This is a genomic window from Gammaproteobacteria bacterium (assembly GCA_035279405.1).
Lineage (GTDB): Bacteria > Pseudomonadota > Gammaproteobacteria > Natronospirales > REEB76 > REEB76.
In genome coordinates this window covers 48,682-63,300 of sequence record DATEHU010000021.1, presented here as the reverse complement: position 1 = coordinate 63,300, position 14,619 = coordinate 48,682, and the positions used below count along the sequence as shown (strand labels likewise).

Annotated in this window: 16 protein-coding genes; 7 read left to right on the top strand and 9 right to left on the bottom strand. The window is 64.1% G+C overall.

The genetic code is table 11. The features are described 5' to 3' along the window. Positions 1-2 precede the first annotated feature (2 nt). The 4 genes from VJR90_02850 to VJR90_02835 all read left to right on the top strand — a co-directional run bounded on the left by VJR90_02850 (position 3) and on the right by VJR90_02835 (position 3,327). Entirely contained in the window at positions 3-707 is a 705-nt protein-coding gene (locus tag VJR90_02850; protein HKV96413.1) for an SIMPL domain-containing protein, read from the top strand. 45 nt (positions 708-752) lie between these two features. Then, positions 753-1,232 carry a hypothetical protein gene (locus VJR90_02845; protein HKV96412.1) on the top strand — a complete coding sequence of 160 codons (480 nt, stop codon included), beginning with the start codon at positions 753-755 and terminating at the stop codon, positions 1,230-1,232. Positions 1,233-1,351: 119 nt separating this feature from the next. After that, positions 1,352-2,833 carry an AlkA N-terminal domain-containing protein gene (locus VJR90_02840; GenBank protein HKV96411.1) on the top strand — a complete coding sequence of 494 codons (1,482 nt, stop codon included), beginning with the start codon at positions 1,352-1,354 and terminating at the stop codon, positions 2,831-2,833. 11 nt (positions 2,834-2,844) lie between these two features. After that, positions 2,845-3,327, top strand: a complete 483-nt coding sequence (locus VJR90_02835) for a methylated-DNA--[protein]-cysteine S-methyltransferase (GenBank protein ID HKV96410.1) — start codon at positions 2,845-2,847, stop codon at positions 3,325-3,327. Positions 3,328-3,496: 169 nt separating this feature from the next. Here the strand turns inward: VJR90_02835 and VJR90_02830 are convergent, their stop codons facing one another. Together VJR90_02830 and VJR90_02825 are read right to left on the bottom strand one after the other, a co-directional pair. After that, positions 3,497-4,120: an FMN-binding negative transcriptional regulator gene (locus VJR90_02830; protein HKV96409.1), complete on the bottom strand. Its 624-nt coding sequence runs from the start codon at positions 4,118-4,120 to the stop codon at positions 3,497-3,499. Then, positions 4,120-4,716, bottom strand: a complete 597-nt coding sequence (locus VJR90_02825; protein ID HKV96408.1) for a uracil-DNA glycosylase family protein — start codon at positions 4,714-4,716, stop codon at positions 4,120-4,122. The genes VJR90_02830 and VJR90_02825 overlap by 1 nt, the downstream gene beginning before the upstream one ends. Before the next feature lie 48 nt (positions 4,717-4,764). Here VJR90_02825 and VJR90_02820 point away from each other — a divergent pair, with 48 nt between their 5' ends. Then, on the top strand, positions 4,765-5,721 hold the full coding sequence (locus VJR90_02820) for a D-2-hydroxyacid dehydrogenase (GenBank protein ID HKV96407.1): 957 nt from the start codon (positions 4,765-4,767) through the stop codon (positions 5,719-5,721). A gap of 431 nt (positions 5,722-6,152) precedes the next feature. On the opposite strand, the gene VJR90_02815 is transcribed toward VJR90_02820, so the two are convergent. From VJR90_02815 to VJR90_02795, 5 genes are all read right to left on the bottom strand, one after another. Then, complete coding sequence (locus VJR90_02815; GenBank protein ID HKV96406.1) at positions 6,153-6,434, bottom strand: hypothetical protein; 282 nt, start codon at positions 6,432-6,434, stop codon at positions 6,153-6,155. 1 nt (position 6,435) lies between these two features. Further along, positions 6,436-6,759: a heavy metal-binding domain-containing protein gene (locus VJR90_02810; GenBank protein ID HKV96405.1), complete on the bottom strand. Its 324-nt coding sequence runs from the start codon at positions 6,757-6,759 to the stop codon at positions 6,436-6,438. Between the two features lie 732 nt (positions 6,760-7,491). Continuing rightward, positions 7,492-8,133 carry a cytochrome P460 family protein gene (locus VJR90_02805; protein ID HKV96404.1) on the bottom strand — a complete coding sequence of 214 codons (642 nt, stop codon included), beginning with the start codon at positions 8,131-8,133 and terminating at the stop codon, positions 7,492-7,494. Positions 8,134-8,779: 646 nt separating this feature from the next. After that, positions 8,780-11,266, bottom strand: a complete 2,487-nt coding sequence (locus VJR90_02800; GenBank protein HKV96403.1) for an FtsX-like permease family protein — start codon at positions 11,264-11,266, stop codon at positions 8,780-8,782. A 145-nt stretch (positions 11,267-11,411) separates the two neighbouring features. Further along, a complete protein-coding gene (locus VJR90_02795; protein ID HKV96402.1) occupies positions 11,412-12,092 on the bottom strand; it encodes an ABC transporter ATP-binding protein in 681 nt (226 codons plus the stop codon). On the opposite strand from VJR90_02795, the gene VJR90_02790 reads away from it, so the two are divergent. Then, complete coding sequence (locus VJR90_02790; GenBank protein HKV96401.1) at positions 12,091-12,711, top strand: arylesterase; 621 nt, start codon at positions 12,091-12,093, stop codon at positions 12,709-12,711. The genes VJR90_02795 and VJR90_02790 overlap by 2 nt on opposite strands. A gap of 8 nt (positions 12,712-12,719) precedes the next feature. Here VJR90_02790 and VJR90_02785 read toward each other — a convergent pair whose 3' ends face one another. Both VJR90_02785 and VJR90_02780 read right to left on the bottom strand, forming a co-directional pair. Next, the gene (locus tag VJR90_02785; protein ID HKV96400.1) at positions 12,720-13,295 is read right to left on the bottom strand and encodes a hypothetical protein; all 576 of its coding nucleotides are present in this window, start codon (positions 13,293-13,295) and stop codon (positions 12,720-12,722) included. Between the two features lie 3 nt (positions 13,296-13,298). Continuing rightward, the gene (locus VJR90_02780) at positions 13,299-13,778 is read right to left on the bottom strand and encodes an NUDIX domain-containing protein (protein ID HKV96399.1); all 480 of its coding nucleotides are present in this window, start codon (positions 13,776-13,778) and stop codon (positions 13,299-13,301) included. 107 nt (positions 13,779-13,885) lie between these two features. Between VJR90_02780 and VJR90_02775 the strand changes: the two genes are divergently transcribed. Further along, positions 13,886-14,575 carry a glutamine amidotransferase gene (locus VJR90_02775; protein HKV96398.1) on the top strand — a complete coding sequence of 230 codons (690 nt, stop codon included), beginning with the start codon at positions 13,886-13,888 and terminating at the stop codon, positions 14,573-14,575. The last annotated feature ends 44 nt before the right edge of the window (positions 14,576-14,619 follow it).

Sequence of the window (14,619 nt, the reverse complement as noted above, 5' to 3'; positions counted from 1 at the left end):
GGATGAAACCAGCGATCAAAACGCTCGCCGCTCTACTCCTGCTGTTGCCGCTGGCGGCGCTCGCGGATGCGTTGCCGTCCGCGCCCTACGTTCAGGTGAGCGGGCACGGCAGCCTGACCGTGGCGCCGGACATGGCGCATGTGGGCGTTACGCTGAGCAAAACCGACAAAAATCTGGCGTTCGCCCGCAACGACGTGGAACAACGCGCGACCGCCGTGATTGCGGCAGCGCGCAAGCTGGGAGTGGCCGAGCGCGATATTGATGCCGCGAGTCTTTCGATTCAGCCCGAATACCAGTGGCAGAACAACAGCCAGGTTTTCATGGGCCAGCGCGTGAGCCGGAGCATTGCCATCACGCTGCGCAGCCTGAATCGCTACCCCGACTTGATCGGCGCGCTGGTGAAGGCAGGGGTGACCAGCTTCAGCACCACAATGGATCGCAGCGATTTCGATGCGTTGCGCCGGCAGGCGCTGGCTGCGGCGGTGGACGACGCGCATGCGCGCGCCGCGGCGCTGGCTGAGGCCGCGGGTGCAAGCCTCGGGCCGGTGTACAGCATTACCGAAAGCAGCGCATTCGTGCGCCCGCAGCCGATGATGTTTATGGAAAAATCGGGGGCTGCGAACATGAACGGCGCCGAATATCCGCCGGGCACAATTGAGATCAGCGCCGACGTGAGTGCCGTGTATCTGCTCCGGGTTGCGCATTGAGCGACTGGGGTACAATCGGGCCTTAACTTACCTGGGAGGTGTGTCGTGAAAAGCACGTTTTTGATGAAACCACTGGCCGCGGCCGCAGTGTGCGCACTGCTGCTGGCCGGCTGCGCCGGCATGGGTGGCGGCGGTAGCGGTGTTGAGCCGCTGAGCATGGGCAATTACAGCAACATCAAGGATGAACAATACAAGGACGTACACACTCAGGCGGATCTTGACGCACTCTGGACACAGGCGTTTTCCAACATGACGGGCGCGCCGGACAAGCCGACGGTGGATTTTTCCAAGAACATGGTGCTGGCCATGTTCCTGGGCGACCAGAAACACGGCGGCTATCTGGTCCGTTTCACCGACTTCAGCGTCACCGGCGACACGGCCAATGTGACGGTTGAAGTCATCATCCCCGGAACAAATTGCCGTTATCCCAGCCGGGCCTCCAATCCGTTTGCGTTTGCGCTCGCGCCGGCCGCCAAACAGGTGACCTTCAACGTCGTGCAGCGCAACGCTCCACAGTGCGGCTGAGCCGCATCCACAAGTGACCGAGCACGGGACGGACCACGGGGTCCGTCCCGTTTTTTCGACCGGACACGCAGGTCCGAAAATGGCTAGCGCGGGGCGGCGGCGGAGGTATAGTGCCCGCCATGGACTCCAACCCGGCACAGCTTGACGCCCGTCTCTGCAATCGCGCGCGCCTGGCGCGCGACCCACGCTTTGACGGGCGGTTTTTCATCGGCGTCACCTCCACCGGCATTTATTGCCGGCCGATCTGCCCGTCGCCCACGGCCAAGCGCGCGAATGTGCGCTATTTTCCCAGTGCCACGGCCGCCGCGGAGGCCGGTTTCCGGCCGTGCCTGCGCTGCCGGCCGGAAGTTGCGCCCGGCACGCCCGCGTGGAACGGCACATCCGCGACCGTAAGCCGCGGCCTGAAACTGATCGCCGACGGCGCGCTCGATGCGGGTAGCGTGGACCATCTGGCCGCGCGTCTCGGTGTCAGCGCACGCCACCTGCACCGCCTGTTTCTGCAGCACCTGGGCGCTCCGCCGGTCGCAGTTGCGCAGACCCGGCGGCTGCATTTTGCCAAGCAATTGATTGACGCCACGCACCTGCCGATGTCGCAGGTAGCGCTGGCGTCCGGCTTCCAGAGCATCCGCCGCTTCAATGACGTGCTGCACAAGCTCTATGGCCGTACGCCGTCGGAGTTGCGGCATCTGCGTGAGGCCGAGGCGCCGCGTACAGAATCCGGCGAATACGTGTTCCGCCTCGCATATCGCCCGCCGTATGCCTGGGACGCGCTGCTCGCGTTCCTGGCGGCGCGCGCTACGCCCGGTGTCGAAGAAGTCGCGGACGGCACCTATCGCCGCAGCCTGGTGTTCGAGAATCAACACGGCGTGCTGGAAGTGCACGCGCTCAAGCGTGTGCACGCGCTGGAGGCGCGCATCCGTTTTCCGGAGTCCGCGAGTTTGCTGCGCGTCGTCGCGCGCGTGCGCGCCATGTTCGATCTGGCCGCCGATCCCGCGGTCATCGCGCGACATTTACGTCTTGACCTGCAACTGAAACCATTGGTCAAACGCTATCCCGGCTTGCGCGTGCCCGGTGCCTGGGACGGTTTTGAGCTGGCGGTACGCGCGGTCCTTGGCCAGCAAGTCACGGTGCGCGGCGCGACCACGCTCGCCGGCCGGCTGGTGCGGGCGCATGGCGAGCCGTTGAAGTTCGTTGACCGCGGCGGACTGACGCATGTATTTCCATCCGCGCAGGCGCTGGCCGAAGCGGACATTGCCGGGCTGCCGGCCGCGCGTGCGCAATCCCTGCGCACGCTGGCGCAGGCAGTGGCACGCGGCGAATTGCAGTTTGCCGGCGGGCTGCCGGATGAGGAATTCTTCGCGCGCTTTCAGGGCATCGCCGGCATTGGCGACTGGACCGCGCAATACGTCGCGATGCGTGCGTTCAACGAACCCGATGCCTTTCCGGCTTCGGATCTGGTGCTGCTGCGCGTCGCGGGCAATGGCCGCGCGCTTACGCCGGCGGCGCTGCGCAAGCGCGCGGAAAACTGGCGGCCGTGGCGTGCATACGCGGCCATGTACTTGTGGCGGGCGGCGGCGGGTAGCGCCGCGCCCAAACATTGACGAGGTGCAACATGGATTACTGTTACTTGCAAACTCCTGTGGGCAAACTGCTACTGGCGGGCGATGAACAAGGTCTGCGGCAGGTGGATTTCCAGGACGGCCCGCATCCGGCGAAGCCCGATTCGGCCTGGCACGAAGACGAAAAGCCGTTCCGCGCAGTAATCAAGCAACTGCGAGAATATTTCGACGGTGAGCGCCAGAGCTTTGACCTGCCGCTCATGCCGGAGGGCACGGCATTTCAGCTCAAGGTGTGGCGCGCGCTGCGCGGCATTCCCTACGGCAAAACCTGGTCCTACGGCGAGCTCGCGCGGCGCATCCAGCGCCCCAAGGCGTCGCGCGCCGTGGGAGCGGCCAACGGTCAGAACCCGCTGCCGATCATCGTGCCCTGTCACCGCGTGATCGGCGCCAACGGCTCACTCACCGGCTTCGGTGGTGGCCTGAAAATCAAGCGGCAGTTGCTGGAACTGGAAAGCGGCGAGCGGCGCTTGCTGTGACTGATCCCGATTGTCGGCGGCCTTCTTGGTAGGAGCGGCATTCCTGCCGCGATTCGGTTTTCTTTTTTCTTTGTGGGAGCGGTGGTCCTGTGGGAGCGGTCGTCCCGACCGCGATAATTCCTGGAATCGCGGCGAGTATCGCCGCTCCCACAAGAAGTTGATTGTGTAATTATTTTTTCAGCTGCTCCTGCATGATTTCGGCCACTTCGCGCTTGAGTGGATCGTCGGCAACCGCGAGCGCGCGCACCACGCCGTCCTGATCTTTGCGTGAACGGTTCTGGTTGAATTTGAACTTGCCTTCCAGACGTGTGATTTCAATCTCGAACGCCACGATGTAATTGATCTGGTCGTCTATGTATTCGCCCGCCTGCGCGGTACTCCACGGCGGATGCACATAGGCTTCGTGTATGGCGACGAGTTTTTCCAGCATCGCACGCACCGCCGCCTTGTCCTTGACGATCACCGGCCGGCCATGGGCGTGCACCACCGCGTAATTCCAGGTGGGCACGGTTACCGGGCTCTCGTACCAGGACGGCGATATGTATGCATGCGCGCCGGTAAATACCACGAGCGCTTCGCGCCGGCCGTCGAACAATTTCCAATGCGGGTTGGCGCGCGCCATGTGCGCGAGCAGCGTGCCGTACTTGCCGCGCTTCTCGTCCACCATGAACGGCAGGTGCGTCGCGGCAATCTCGCCGTCGTGGACCGTCAGTAACAGCGCGAACGGGAAGCGGCGCATGAGCGCGTGCAGGCGCGGGGCGTCGTCGAGCTTGAAAGCCGCGGGCGTGTACATCAATGCAGCTCCTTGCGGATGGCGCGCATCGCCGGGTGACGGCGGAGCGCGGGGATGACTTCTTTTTCAAGCCAGGGATTGGCTTTGAACCAGCCGATGTTGCGTGGCGAAGTGTGCGGCAAGGGCAGGTACTCGGGCCAGTATTCGCGCCAATGACGCACCGTTTCAGTCAACGTGGCCTTGCAGCGAGCGCCGAGGTAATGCGCCTGCGCGTACCGGCCGATCAGGATCTTGAGCTCGATGTGCGGCAGCTCGGCCAGCAGGCGCGGCAACCATAACCGCGCGCATTCGGGCCGCGGCGGCAGATCGCCGGATTTGCCTTTGCCTGGATAACAAAAGCCCATGGGGATAATCGCGAAGTAACGCGGGTTGTAGAATGCGGCCGGGTCCACGTTGAGCCACGCGCGCAGGCGCTCACCGCTCGCATCGTTCCAGGGAATGCCGGTCTCGTGTACCTTGCGACCCGGCGCCTGGCCGACGATCAAGACGCGCGCATCGCGGTGCGCGTTCAGCACCGGACGCGGCTCGGGGATCTTGCCTTCACAGGCGCGGCAGGCGCGCACCGCGGCCAGCAGGTGTGTCAGGTTTTCAGTCATGGTCCGCGCGCAGTTTACGCCGGTCGTCAATGAGAAGGAGAAGGCCGAATGCACGGGGTATTTCTGGATCTCGATACCGTGAGCCGCGAGGGCGACGTGGACTTGGCGCTGCTGCGGAAAGTGCTGACCCAGATGCGTACATTCGCCGCCACACCCGCGGAACAGGTGGCATCGCGAGTCGCGGACGCCGAGGTGGTCATCACCAACAAGGTGAAACTCGGGGCCGCGACGATCGCACAGTTGCCTCGCGTGCGGCTCGTATGCGTGGCGGCCACCGGCACCAACAACATAGACCTGGAAGCCGCGCGCGCACGTGGCATCGCGGTCGCCAACGTGCCGGCGTATTCGACGCTGTCGGTGGTGCAGCAGGTGTTCGCGTTCGTGCTGGCGCTCACCCAGCATCTCAAGGAATACGAGACGCTGCTGCAGCAGGGTGCGTGGCGGCGCGCGCCGCAGTTCACGCTGCTGGATTACCCCATCCGCGAACTCGCGGGCAAGACCTTCGGCATTCTGGGCTATGGCGATATCGGCCGTGCGGTGGCGCGCGTCGCCGAAGCGCTGGGCATGCAGGTGGTGATCGCCGCGCGCAATTCCGCCGACACCCGCCCGGGCCGCCTGCCGCTCGCGCAACTGCTGCCGCAGGTGGACGTGCTCAGCATTCACGTGCCGCTGCTGCCCGAAACCCGCAACTTGATCGGTGCCGGGGAGCTTGCGCGCATGAAGCACGATGCGCTGCTTATCAACTGCGCGCGCGGCGGCATCGTGGACGAGCCGGCGCTGGCCGAGGCGCTGCGTGCGCATCGCCTGGGCGGCGCAGGTGTGGACGTGCTCTCCGAAGAACCGCCGGTGCACGGCAATCCGCTGCTCGCGCCCGGCATTCCCAACCTCATCGTCACGCCGCACACAGCCTGGGCGACGCGCGAAGCGCGCCAGCGGGTCATCAACGAAATGGCCCTGAATATCGACGCTTTTGCCAAAGGCGGGAAGCGCAATCGCGTGGCGTAGGCCGTGCGGCCTGAGGCCGCGTGCCGCCGTCATTCCGGCCCTTCGACACGCTCAGAACAGGCCGGGCTTCGCCCGAGCCGGAATCCAGATCCAGATAATCAAGCGGCCTGCGGCCGCGCGCGTATTTTGGAGCGGCTTCCCGCACCCGCCGGCGGGGCACTTTCGTTTCGGCGAAAGTGCCCAAAGCCATTCCCCCGGAGCGCGGGTCGCGGAAGCCGCGACTGCCCTGCGCGCTTCGCTCGCCGCAGAGTCGCGCTCACGGCACATCCCTATGCCGGTCGCGCGAACTCGGCATCCTGCCTTCGTCCCTGACGGGCTAGCCTTGCTCGCTCCAGTGCTCGGCGCGCGCTACGGGTATTTGAGGAAAGAATTACTAGACGCGTGAGCGTCTACTTTTCAGCTTAATTTCATTGGGCGTCCAACGACCGGTGTCATGTATCCCGATAGTCCCGCTCGCCGGTATCCGGGTTGTAGAACACTTCCACCAGCTTGCCGGACGTGGGGTCCACGAAGCGCTCGCCCGTGGCCTGCCAGCGGCCCTTGTTGCGGTTCACCTTGGGCAGGTAGCGCCAAGGCTCGAACAGCACCGCAACGATGACAACAGCGCCTTCGATGAAGAGGTAGATCGCGGGCACATAGAGCCTGAACGCCAGACACACGACGCCGGCCAGCAAACCGGCCACGCCCAGTGCGATCACGAAGCCGCGCAGCATCTCAGCCGGCCTTTTCCAGCACCACCGCGGTGCCGTAGGCCACGATCTCGCTCATGGTCTGGCCGATTTCCGAGGAATCGAAGCGCATCATCACGATGCCGTTGGCGCCCATGGTCGCGGCGTTCTGCACCAGGCGATCCACTGCATGGCGTCGCGCCTCTTCGAGCATCTCGGTGTACTCGGTGATTTCGCCGCCCTTGAGCGAGCGCAGTCCCGCCATGATGTTGCCGCCGAGCCCCCGGCTGCGCACGACGAGGCCGAAGGCCTGGCCCTTGGTTTCCTTGACGCGGTAACCGGCGACGTTTTCAGATGTCACGACGATCATGCTGGGCGCTCCCTTTCAGTACAGAGATTGGAGGGCAGTAGGATACGCCGAAGCGTTCTTTTGTGCGGGTAGCGGCCGCGTGCTATTCAATCCCTTCTCCCGTTGCGAGAGAAGATGCGGAGGCGGTGAGATATCCGTTCGTTCTGAGCGTAGGCGCGTAGCGCCGAAGTCGAAGAACATTGTGCGGCCTGCGGCCGCTAGTCTCCGTCATTCCGGTCCTTCGACACGCTCAGGACAGGCCGGGCTTCGCCCGAGCCGGAACCCAGATCTTGAATGCAGCCGCCTCCGGCGGCAACCATTTTTGAGGGCGGGATTCCGTCCCGCGGCCGGGTGACTTTCTTTGGACGTGCAAAGAAAGTCACCAAAGAAACACGCCCCGTAGCACGGGTCGCCGCAGACGGCGACTACCCTGCGCTCTTCGCTCGCTGCGGAGTCCGGCCGAGAGGTCTTTGCCGCTTCGCTTCCTGCTTCGCGGGAAAGTCCAGGGCGCACATCCTTGTGCGCCCGCTCGAAGCAATGCTTCTCGCCCCTAGCCTCACGGCCGGAGCGCCGCCGTCCCTGGCGGCGCCCCTTCGGGCTGGCCTGGCTCGCTCCAGTGCTCGGCTCGCGCTACGGGTATTAGGAGTGGCGGCAAAGCAATTGAGGCGACAGCCGAACCTCGACAAATTCTGCTCAATTAACGTTGGAGTTTGGTCCGCTCACCCCCAACCTGCTCGCGCGGGTCGGGCATGTCTACTGCGATTTGCGCGATTCTGCGCGCTTTGCCTCTTCTTTGAGATAGCTTGCGCTGAGCGTCGAGTGTTTCCCGGCAACCGGTAGCAAGGTGGGATAGAACTGGACGAAGGTGGTATCCACCGCGCCGTTGGCCTCATGACAACTGTAACAATCCGCGCTGGTCGGTATCTGTCTGGCCGGTTTGTCCAGCGCATCGTCCCCGAAAGCAAAGAATGCCCAACCACCCTTGAAACGTTTCTCGTCTTTGACGTGAACCAACACCGCGAGTGCCTTGCCGCTCTGGAAATAACCGTGGTGGTTGATTGAGCCATCGGTGGCGGACGGGCGAAACTCCTTCACGAGCACGGTCTTGTCGGGCCAGGTGTCGGTCTTGAGGAAGCTGCGATAGGCGGCCGGATTGACGAAGACATTGGAAAACGGCGGCTGATTGTCTGTGCCGCTTTCTTCGTTATAGCTCATGCCCAGGTCTGACGTTACGAACACCCATTGGTAGTAGCCCTGCGGCGGGATCAGCCGGCCATCGGCCGTATACACAGGTCCGTGTTCATCCGCCTTTGCGGCTGCGGCCACGATCCGAACCGGCAAGGCGAAAGCCGCTGCCGTGATGAGACCCACAAAACAAAGTATCACTTTAGCCATCTTTCGCGCCCCCCGATTCTGCAACGAATTGTTGAAAGATCATTTTCTGAAAATGATTATATGCCTAGTATTTGGGCTTGGGCCGCAGCCCTGATGAAGTTGCTTTAAACAGCTGCGGCAATCGGCAAAGTTTGATGACGGAAACCACCTCCTGATGAAATTGAGGCTGATGCCAAAGATCTCAATCGAAAAGTAGCCTGTGCTGTGTGAGGTAAGCAGTTGGACCAACGGGACGTGAACGTGCTTTTGAAAACCCCGTTGGAGCGTGCCGAGTGCCGCAGCGAGCAAGGTTGGCCCGAAGGGGCGAAGTCAGGATGACAAGCTCGCGCGGCCGACACAGGATGTGCCGTGAGCGCGACCCCGCGGCGCAGCGAGGCGCGAGGGCAACCGCCGTCGCGGCGGTCACGCGACCGGGGCGTGTTTCTTTGGTGACTTTCTTTGCACGTCCAAAGAAAGTCACCCGGCTGCGGGACGGGATACCGCTCTCAAAAACGGTTGCCGCCGGAGGCGGCCACATTCAAGATCTGGATTCCGGCTTTCGCCGGAATGACGCCAGAATATTCTGCAGGGCGCTCAAGAACTGGATTCCGGCTCGGGCGAAGCCCGGCCTGTTCTGAGCGTGTCGAAGGGCCGGAATGACGTTCCATTAAGCTTCCCGCAGCGTCTCCACCGGCGGCGCATTCAGCACGCGCCGCGTGGCGAGCAGGCCGCTGACGGCGACGATGACGGTGCCGGCGAGAATGCCGGCGACCCATACGCGCCAGTCGGGATGCCAGGGGAGCGAGAACACGCGCGTCGCCAGAATCCAACTGACGATGCTGGCCGCGAGCGCGCCCAGCACGCCGGCGGTGAATCCGAGCGCCGCGTATTCCACAGCGGTGGCGCTGCGCAGCAGGCGGCCGGAGGCGCCGAGCGCGCGCAACACGGCGGCCTCGAAGCGCCGCTCATCGCGCGTCGCCTGCGCCGCGGCCAGCAACACCACCACGCCGGCCGCAAGCGTGAACAGGAACATGTATTCCACCGCCAGCATCGCCTCATCCACCAGCCCGCGCACGGTGTTCAGGATCGCGCCCACGTCGAAGATGGTGAGATTGGGCTCCTGCCGTACCAGGTCGGCGAGCATCGGGGACTTCTCGGGCGGCAGATACAGGCTGGTGATCCAGGTCGCGGGGTAGTTCTGTAACACCGACGGCGTCAGTTCGATGAAGAAATTCGGCTGGAACGAATCCCACTGTATCTTGCGCAGGCTGCCGATGGTTACATCGAGCGGCGAACCCGCGAGATCGAAGCGTAGTTCGTCGCCGATTTTCAAATGCAGTTGCTGCGCGAAATCGTCTTCGAGCGAGGCGAGCGGCTGCTGTGCCTGCTCGGCATTCCACCAGTGACCGGCGGTGATGGTGTTGGCGGGCGGCAGGGTTTCGGACCAGCTCAGGTTGGCTTCGCGGTTCAGCATGCGTCGCGAGCGTTCATCGCGAAAGTGAATCTGCGTGACCGGTACGCCGTTGATGGCGGTAAGGCGTGCGCGCACCATCGGATAAAGCGTGGGCGCGGTGACGCCGTGTTCCGTGAAGAATTTTTCAATCGCGGCACGTTGATCCGGCTGGATGTTGACAATGAAATTGTTCGGCGCATCCGGCGGCAGACTGTTTTGCCAGTTCCTCAGCAGGTCCGTGCGTACCAGACCGAGAAGCAGCAGTACCATCAGGCCGATGCCGAAGGCCGTGACCAGAATCACGGCATTGCGCCGGTGACGGTTGAGATTCGCAAGGCCGTAGCGCCAGCCGGCGCCCGCATTGTGTCGCAGCGGCTGCAGCGCGAGCAGCAACAGGAACGCGCCCGCGCCCAGGATGGCGACGGTGACGACCAGTCCCAGCAGCAGATATAACGCGAGCTTGAGTTCCCCCGCCTGCCACCAGGCGAGCAGCAGCGTAGCGGCGATGGCCGCGGTGTAAATGACATAGCCGCGCACCGGCGGCGGCGCGAGATCACGGCGCAACGCGCGCGCCGGCGGCGTATCGCCGAGCCGCATGAGCGGCGGCCAGGCGAAACCCAGCAACAGCACCAGGCCGATGCCGAACGCCGACAGCGCGGGGGTGAATGAAGGTGCCGGTACCGCGGCGGGCAGCAGGTTTTTCAGCACCGACACCAGCCCGAACTGGGCGAGAAAACCGATGGCGATTCCGATTACCGCAGCGGCAATGCCGAGCCACAGGAGTTCGAGGAGCAGCACCCCCTGCACCGAGCGGCGCGTGAGGCCCAGGCATTTGAGTACCGCCGCGGTGTCGGCGTAGCGCGTGGCATAGCGGCGCGCGGCCAGGATCACCGCGACGGCCGCGATCAGCACCGCCACCAATGCGGCGAGCGCCAGAAAACGCTGCGCACGTCCGATGGCGTCGGTCAATTCGCGGCGGCTGTCGCTCGCGTCCTGCATGCTGACGCCCGCAGGCAAGTGGCCAGCAAAACTTTTGTCCAGCCCGGCGATTACCGCAGGCGTGCCCGCCATGAGCAGCTTGTAACGCACGCGTGCATTGGCGCTCACCAGCTCGGTCGCCGGCAGGTCGTTGTAATTCAACAAGAGTTTGGGCGCGAGCGCGCTGAAGCCGAAACCGCCGTCCGGCAGATACGCTGCCACCGCGCCGATGTGCGCCTGAAGATTGCCGACACGCACGCTGTCACTCACCTGCAAGCCGAGCGTGGTGAGGATGCGCGGCTCCAGCCACACCGTGCCTTGCGCGGGAATTGTGCTGGTTGGACGGCTCGCACCGAAAGGCGTGTCGCTGAGCCGTACTTGGCCGCGCAGTGGATAATTGTCGCTGACGGCGTGCACGTCCACGAGCGCGGTGCGATTGCCGTTGACCAACACCGTCGGGAAATCCATGACCTTGGCGGTGCGCACGCCGGCTTGGTGCGCGGCCTCGGCAAAACGCGCGGGCAACGGCTCGCTCGACGACAACACTAGGTCCGCCGCCAAGCTCACGCCCGCTTGTTCCTGCACGGCAATGTGCGCACGGTCAGTAAAGAACCCCACCGCGGAAATCGCGGCGAGCGCCAGCACCAGCGCGAGCGCCATCACCGAGAGTTCACCGCTTTTGAGACCGCGGCGAAATTGGCGGAACGACAATCGAAACAGCATCACGGCGCCGCGAGCAGCGTGGAGGGGCCCCGTGCGCAGCACGGGGATCGTAGCGTCGCGAGTCGGCGCTGGCATGAGACCGGAGTTCGCAACTGTCGGCTTGACGTGGGATGTCTCATGGCGCCGCCAGCAGCGGAGGGCGGTCTCATGCCGGGAGCAGCCGGCCGGCGTGCAGATTCAATAAACGTTCGCAGCGCGCCGCCAGCTCAGTGTCGTGGGTCACCAGCACCAGTGTACTGTGACGTTCCGCGTTCAGCTTGAACAGCAGATCAATCACCAGCCGCCCGGTGGCCGCGTCGAGGTTGCCGGTGGGCTCATCGGCGAACAGGATCGCGGGTTCGCCGGCGTAGGCGCGCGCCATGGCCACGCGCTGCTGTTCGCCGCCGGAAAGCTTGGGCGGATAGTAGTTGGCGCGTTCCGCAAGGCCGACACTCGCGAGCGTCGTGCGCGCGGCGCTTTCCGGATCGCGCGCGCCCGCGAGTTCCAGGGGCAGCATCACGTTTTCAAGTACGGTCAGGCCCGGCAGCAGGTGGAAGGACTGGAACACGAAGCCGATGTGCCGCGCGCGCCGTTTGGCGCGCTGGTCTTCATCGAGCGCGCTCAGGTTTTCGCCGTCCAGCCACACGCTCCCCTGCGTGGGTACGTCCAATCCGGCGAGCAGGCCCAGCAACGTGGATTTGCCGGAGCCCGACGGCCCGGCGATGGCCACCGATTCGCCGCGTTCGATGCTGAACGACACATCGTCGAGGATGGTCAGCACGCCGTTGGGACTGGTAACCTGCTTGCCGAGATGCTCGGCGCGCAGCAGAGGTTCATGGCTGCTCATGTGGAAACGTATCCTTTTTATAAGCCTGTGGCTGTTTGCCGCAGCCGCCTGGGCCAAACCCGCGCCCGTGATTCTGGTGATGGGCGACAGTCTGAGCGCCGCCTACGGTATCGAAACCGAGCAGGGCTGGGTAGCCCTGCTCGGGCAGCGTCTCGAGTCGAAAGGCTATGACTGGCGCGTGGTGAACGCGAGCGTCAGCGGCGACACCACTGCCCAGGGACTGACGCGCCTGCCGCTTGAATTGCAGCGTCACCATCCGGCCATCGTGATCCTGGAATTGGGCGCCAACGACGGGCTGCGCGGATTGTCGGTGACCGCCATGCAGCAAAACCTCGCGCACATGATCGTGCTGGCGCAGAAAGCCGGCGCCCAGGTGTTACTGGTCGGCATTTATCTGCCGCCCAACTACGGACCGGAATACACGCGCAAGTTCGCGGCGGTGTATCCGCGGCTGGCGCGCAAATATCGCCTGCCGCTAGTGCCGTTTCTGCTCGCGGGCGTGGCCGAACACCGCGACTGGATGCAGGCGGACGGCCTGCATCCGCTGGCAGCGGCCGAGCCACGGGTGCTGGCGAACGTCTGGTTGAAACTGGAACCGCTGTTAAAACCACGCCGTTGATCGGCGAATCAGAACGCGTAATTGAAAAACAGGCCCAGGCTGTTGCCGCTCGCGTCTCCCTGCGGGCTGCGATACATGATGTTGGTGTAGCGGACGCCGAACAGCCACCAGCGATATTCCAGGATCCAGCCCAGCGCATTGTTGAAATTTCCGTTCGGTCCGAGACCGTCAAGATCCAGGCGCGGATTCATGTCGTAGCGCAGGCCGAAGCCGAAATGATTGTTGCCCAGATTGTAGAGGCCGGTGACTTCCAGGGGCACGTGCGAAAAACTGATGGTGGCATTGCTGCCGTTCACCGCGGCGTAGGCGTAACCCAGCGTGCCCTTGAGGCTCCAGTGCGGATCGCCGAAATCCTGCAGCACGCCCACATCCAGGTACCCGGAATCGCCCGCGTACAGGCTTTGGCTGCTGCCGTCGCTGAAGTCCACCTGCACCAGTTTGTCGCCGCCGCCGGTGACGCCGGCATCGAAGGTGAAGTGGGTCAAGGATGCCGGAGGTTCCGGACCGAATTGATCGGCATGTGCCGCCACGGGTGCCAACAGGCCGAGTACACTCAACGCGACAATGGCGGGACAGATTCGCATGCGTCACTCCCGGTGCGGTTGCTTGTTCTGTGCAGAGTCCGAATTGACCGCAGGCGGAGTTGCGCCAGCGGCCAGCGATTCGGCCCAATCGAGAATCAATTTTACACGCGGCGTTACCAGTTGCGTGGCCTGCCGGTAATCGAGCCAGCGGTATTCCATGTGTTCGCGAATGCCGGTAACCGGGTTGGCGCTCAGGGTCACCGCTTCGGTGCGGGTGCGCGCCAGATAGTAACGCGCGACCTTGCCGCGGTTGTACGGTGCGGTTTCCGCATAGACCTCGTTGTGCAGGAATTCCAGATCGTCCAGACCGGTTTCCTCGCGGACTTCGCGGATGGCGGCCTGGATCGCCGTTTCACCGGGTTCGACCGCGCCCTTGGGGAAGTCCCAGTAGCGCCAGGCGCGCAGCAACAGGAACAGCCGGCCAGCCGGTGTCTCGTGCAACACGGCTACGCCGGCGGACAAGTGCGTGCGGGCCTGGCTCATGCAATCAGTATAGATGCGGGCGCACGCCGGGCGCAGGGGCAGCCGGCCAAAGGCTCCGCATCATGCGCTGCGGCGGGCGGCATCGGGCACAGGCTAGAATGCAGGGCATGAAATCCCTGCTGGCCATTCGCCACGTGCCCTTCGAGGATCTGGGCTGCCTCGAGGTGCCGCTCACGGAAGCCGGCTACGCCATCCGTTACGTGGATGCACCGACCACGGATTTCGCGCCGCTCGCACAGGCGAACTGGGACCTGCTGGTGATGTTGGGCGGCCCGATCGGCGTCTACGAACAGAAGGATTACCCGTTTCTGCGCGATGAATTGCAGTTGCTGGAAGCGCATCTCAAACGCCATGGCCCGACGCTGGGGATTTGTCTCGGCAGCCAGCTCGTCGCGCATGCGCTGGGCGCGCGCGTGCACAAAAGCCGCGTCGTCGAGTTGGGCTGGAAACCGCTGCAACTCACCGCGGCGGGCCAGGATTCCTCGTTGCGGCATTTCAGCGCGCCGGTGTTTCATTGGCACGGCGACACGTTTGAATTGCCGGCGGGAGCACGCCTGCTCGCGTCCACGGAAAGCTGTCCGCATCAGGCGTTTTCCGTCGGCAGTACGCTGCTCGCGCTGCAGTTTCATCCGGAAGTCACGGCGCAGGGACTGGAACAATGGTACGTGGGGCACACCGGGGAGTTGCGCGCCCTCGGCTTGCCGCTCGCCGGCTTGCGCCAGGAGGCTGAACGTTACGCGCCGGTGATGGCACAGCAGTCCGCGGAATTTCTGCGCGACTGGCTGGGCATTCTCTGAGGCCGAGCGCGCTGGTGCGCTTGGAGCGTCTAACAAAATGTGCG

Coding starts and splice junctions, on each gene's coding strand:
- VJR90_02850 (HKV96413.1), top strand. CDS start 3: ATGAAACCAGCGATCAAAACGCTCGCCGCTCTACTCCTGCTGTTGCCG.
- VJR90_02840 (HKV96411.1), top strand. CDS start 1,352: ATGGACTCCAACCCGGCACAGCTTGACGCCCGTCTCTGCAATCGCGCG.
- VJR90_02835 (HKV96410.1), top strand. CDS start 2,845: ATGGATTACTGTTACTTGCAAACTCCTGTGGGCAAACTGCTACTGGCG.
- VJR90_02830 (HKV96409.1), bottom strand. CDS start 4,120: ATGTACACGCCCGCGGCTTTCAAGCTCGACGACGCCCCGCGCCTGCAC.
- VJR90_02825 (HKV96408.1), bottom strand. CDS start 4,716: ATGACTGAAAACCTGACACACCTGCTGGCCGCGGTGCGCGCCTGCCGC.
- VJR90_02820 (HKV96407.1), top strand. CDS start 4,765: ATGCACGGGGTATTTCTGGATCTCGATACCGTGAGCCGCGAGGGCGAC.
- VJR90_02815 (HKV96406.1), bottom strand. CDS start 6,434: ATGCTGCGCGGCTTCGTGATCGCACTGGGCGTGGCCGGTTTGCTGGCC.
- VJR90_02810 (HKV96405.1), bottom strand. CDS start 6,759: ATGATCGTCGTGACATCTGAAAACGTCGCCGGTTACCGCGTCAAGGAA.
- VJR90_02805 (HKV96404.1), bottom strand. CDS start 8,133: ATGGCTAAAGTGATACTTTGTTTTGTGGGTCTCATCACGGCAGCGGCT.
- VJR90_02800 (HKV96403.1), bottom strand. CDS start 11,266: ATGCTGTTTCGATTGTCGTTCCGCCAATTTCGCCGCGGTCTCAAAAGC.
- VJR90_02790 (HKV96401.1), top strand. CDS start 12,091: ATGTGGAAACGTATCCTTTTTATAAGCCTGTGGCTGTTTGCCGCAGCC.
- VJR90_02795 (HKV96402.1), bottom strand. CDS start 12,092: ATGAGCAGCCATGAACCTCTGCTGCGCGCCGAGCATCTCGGCAAGCAG.
- VJR90_02785 (HKV96400.1), bottom strand. CDS start 13,295: ATGCGAATCTGTCCCGCCATTGTCGCGTTGAGTGTACTCGGCCTGTTG.
- VJR90_02780 (HKV96399.1), bottom strand. CDS start 13,778: ATGAGCCAGGCCCGCACGCACTTGTCCGCCGGCGTAGCCGTGTTGCAC.
- VJR90_02775 (HKV96398.1), top strand. CDS start 13,886: ATGAAATCCCTGCTGGCCATTCGCCACGTGCCCTTCGAGGATCTGGGC.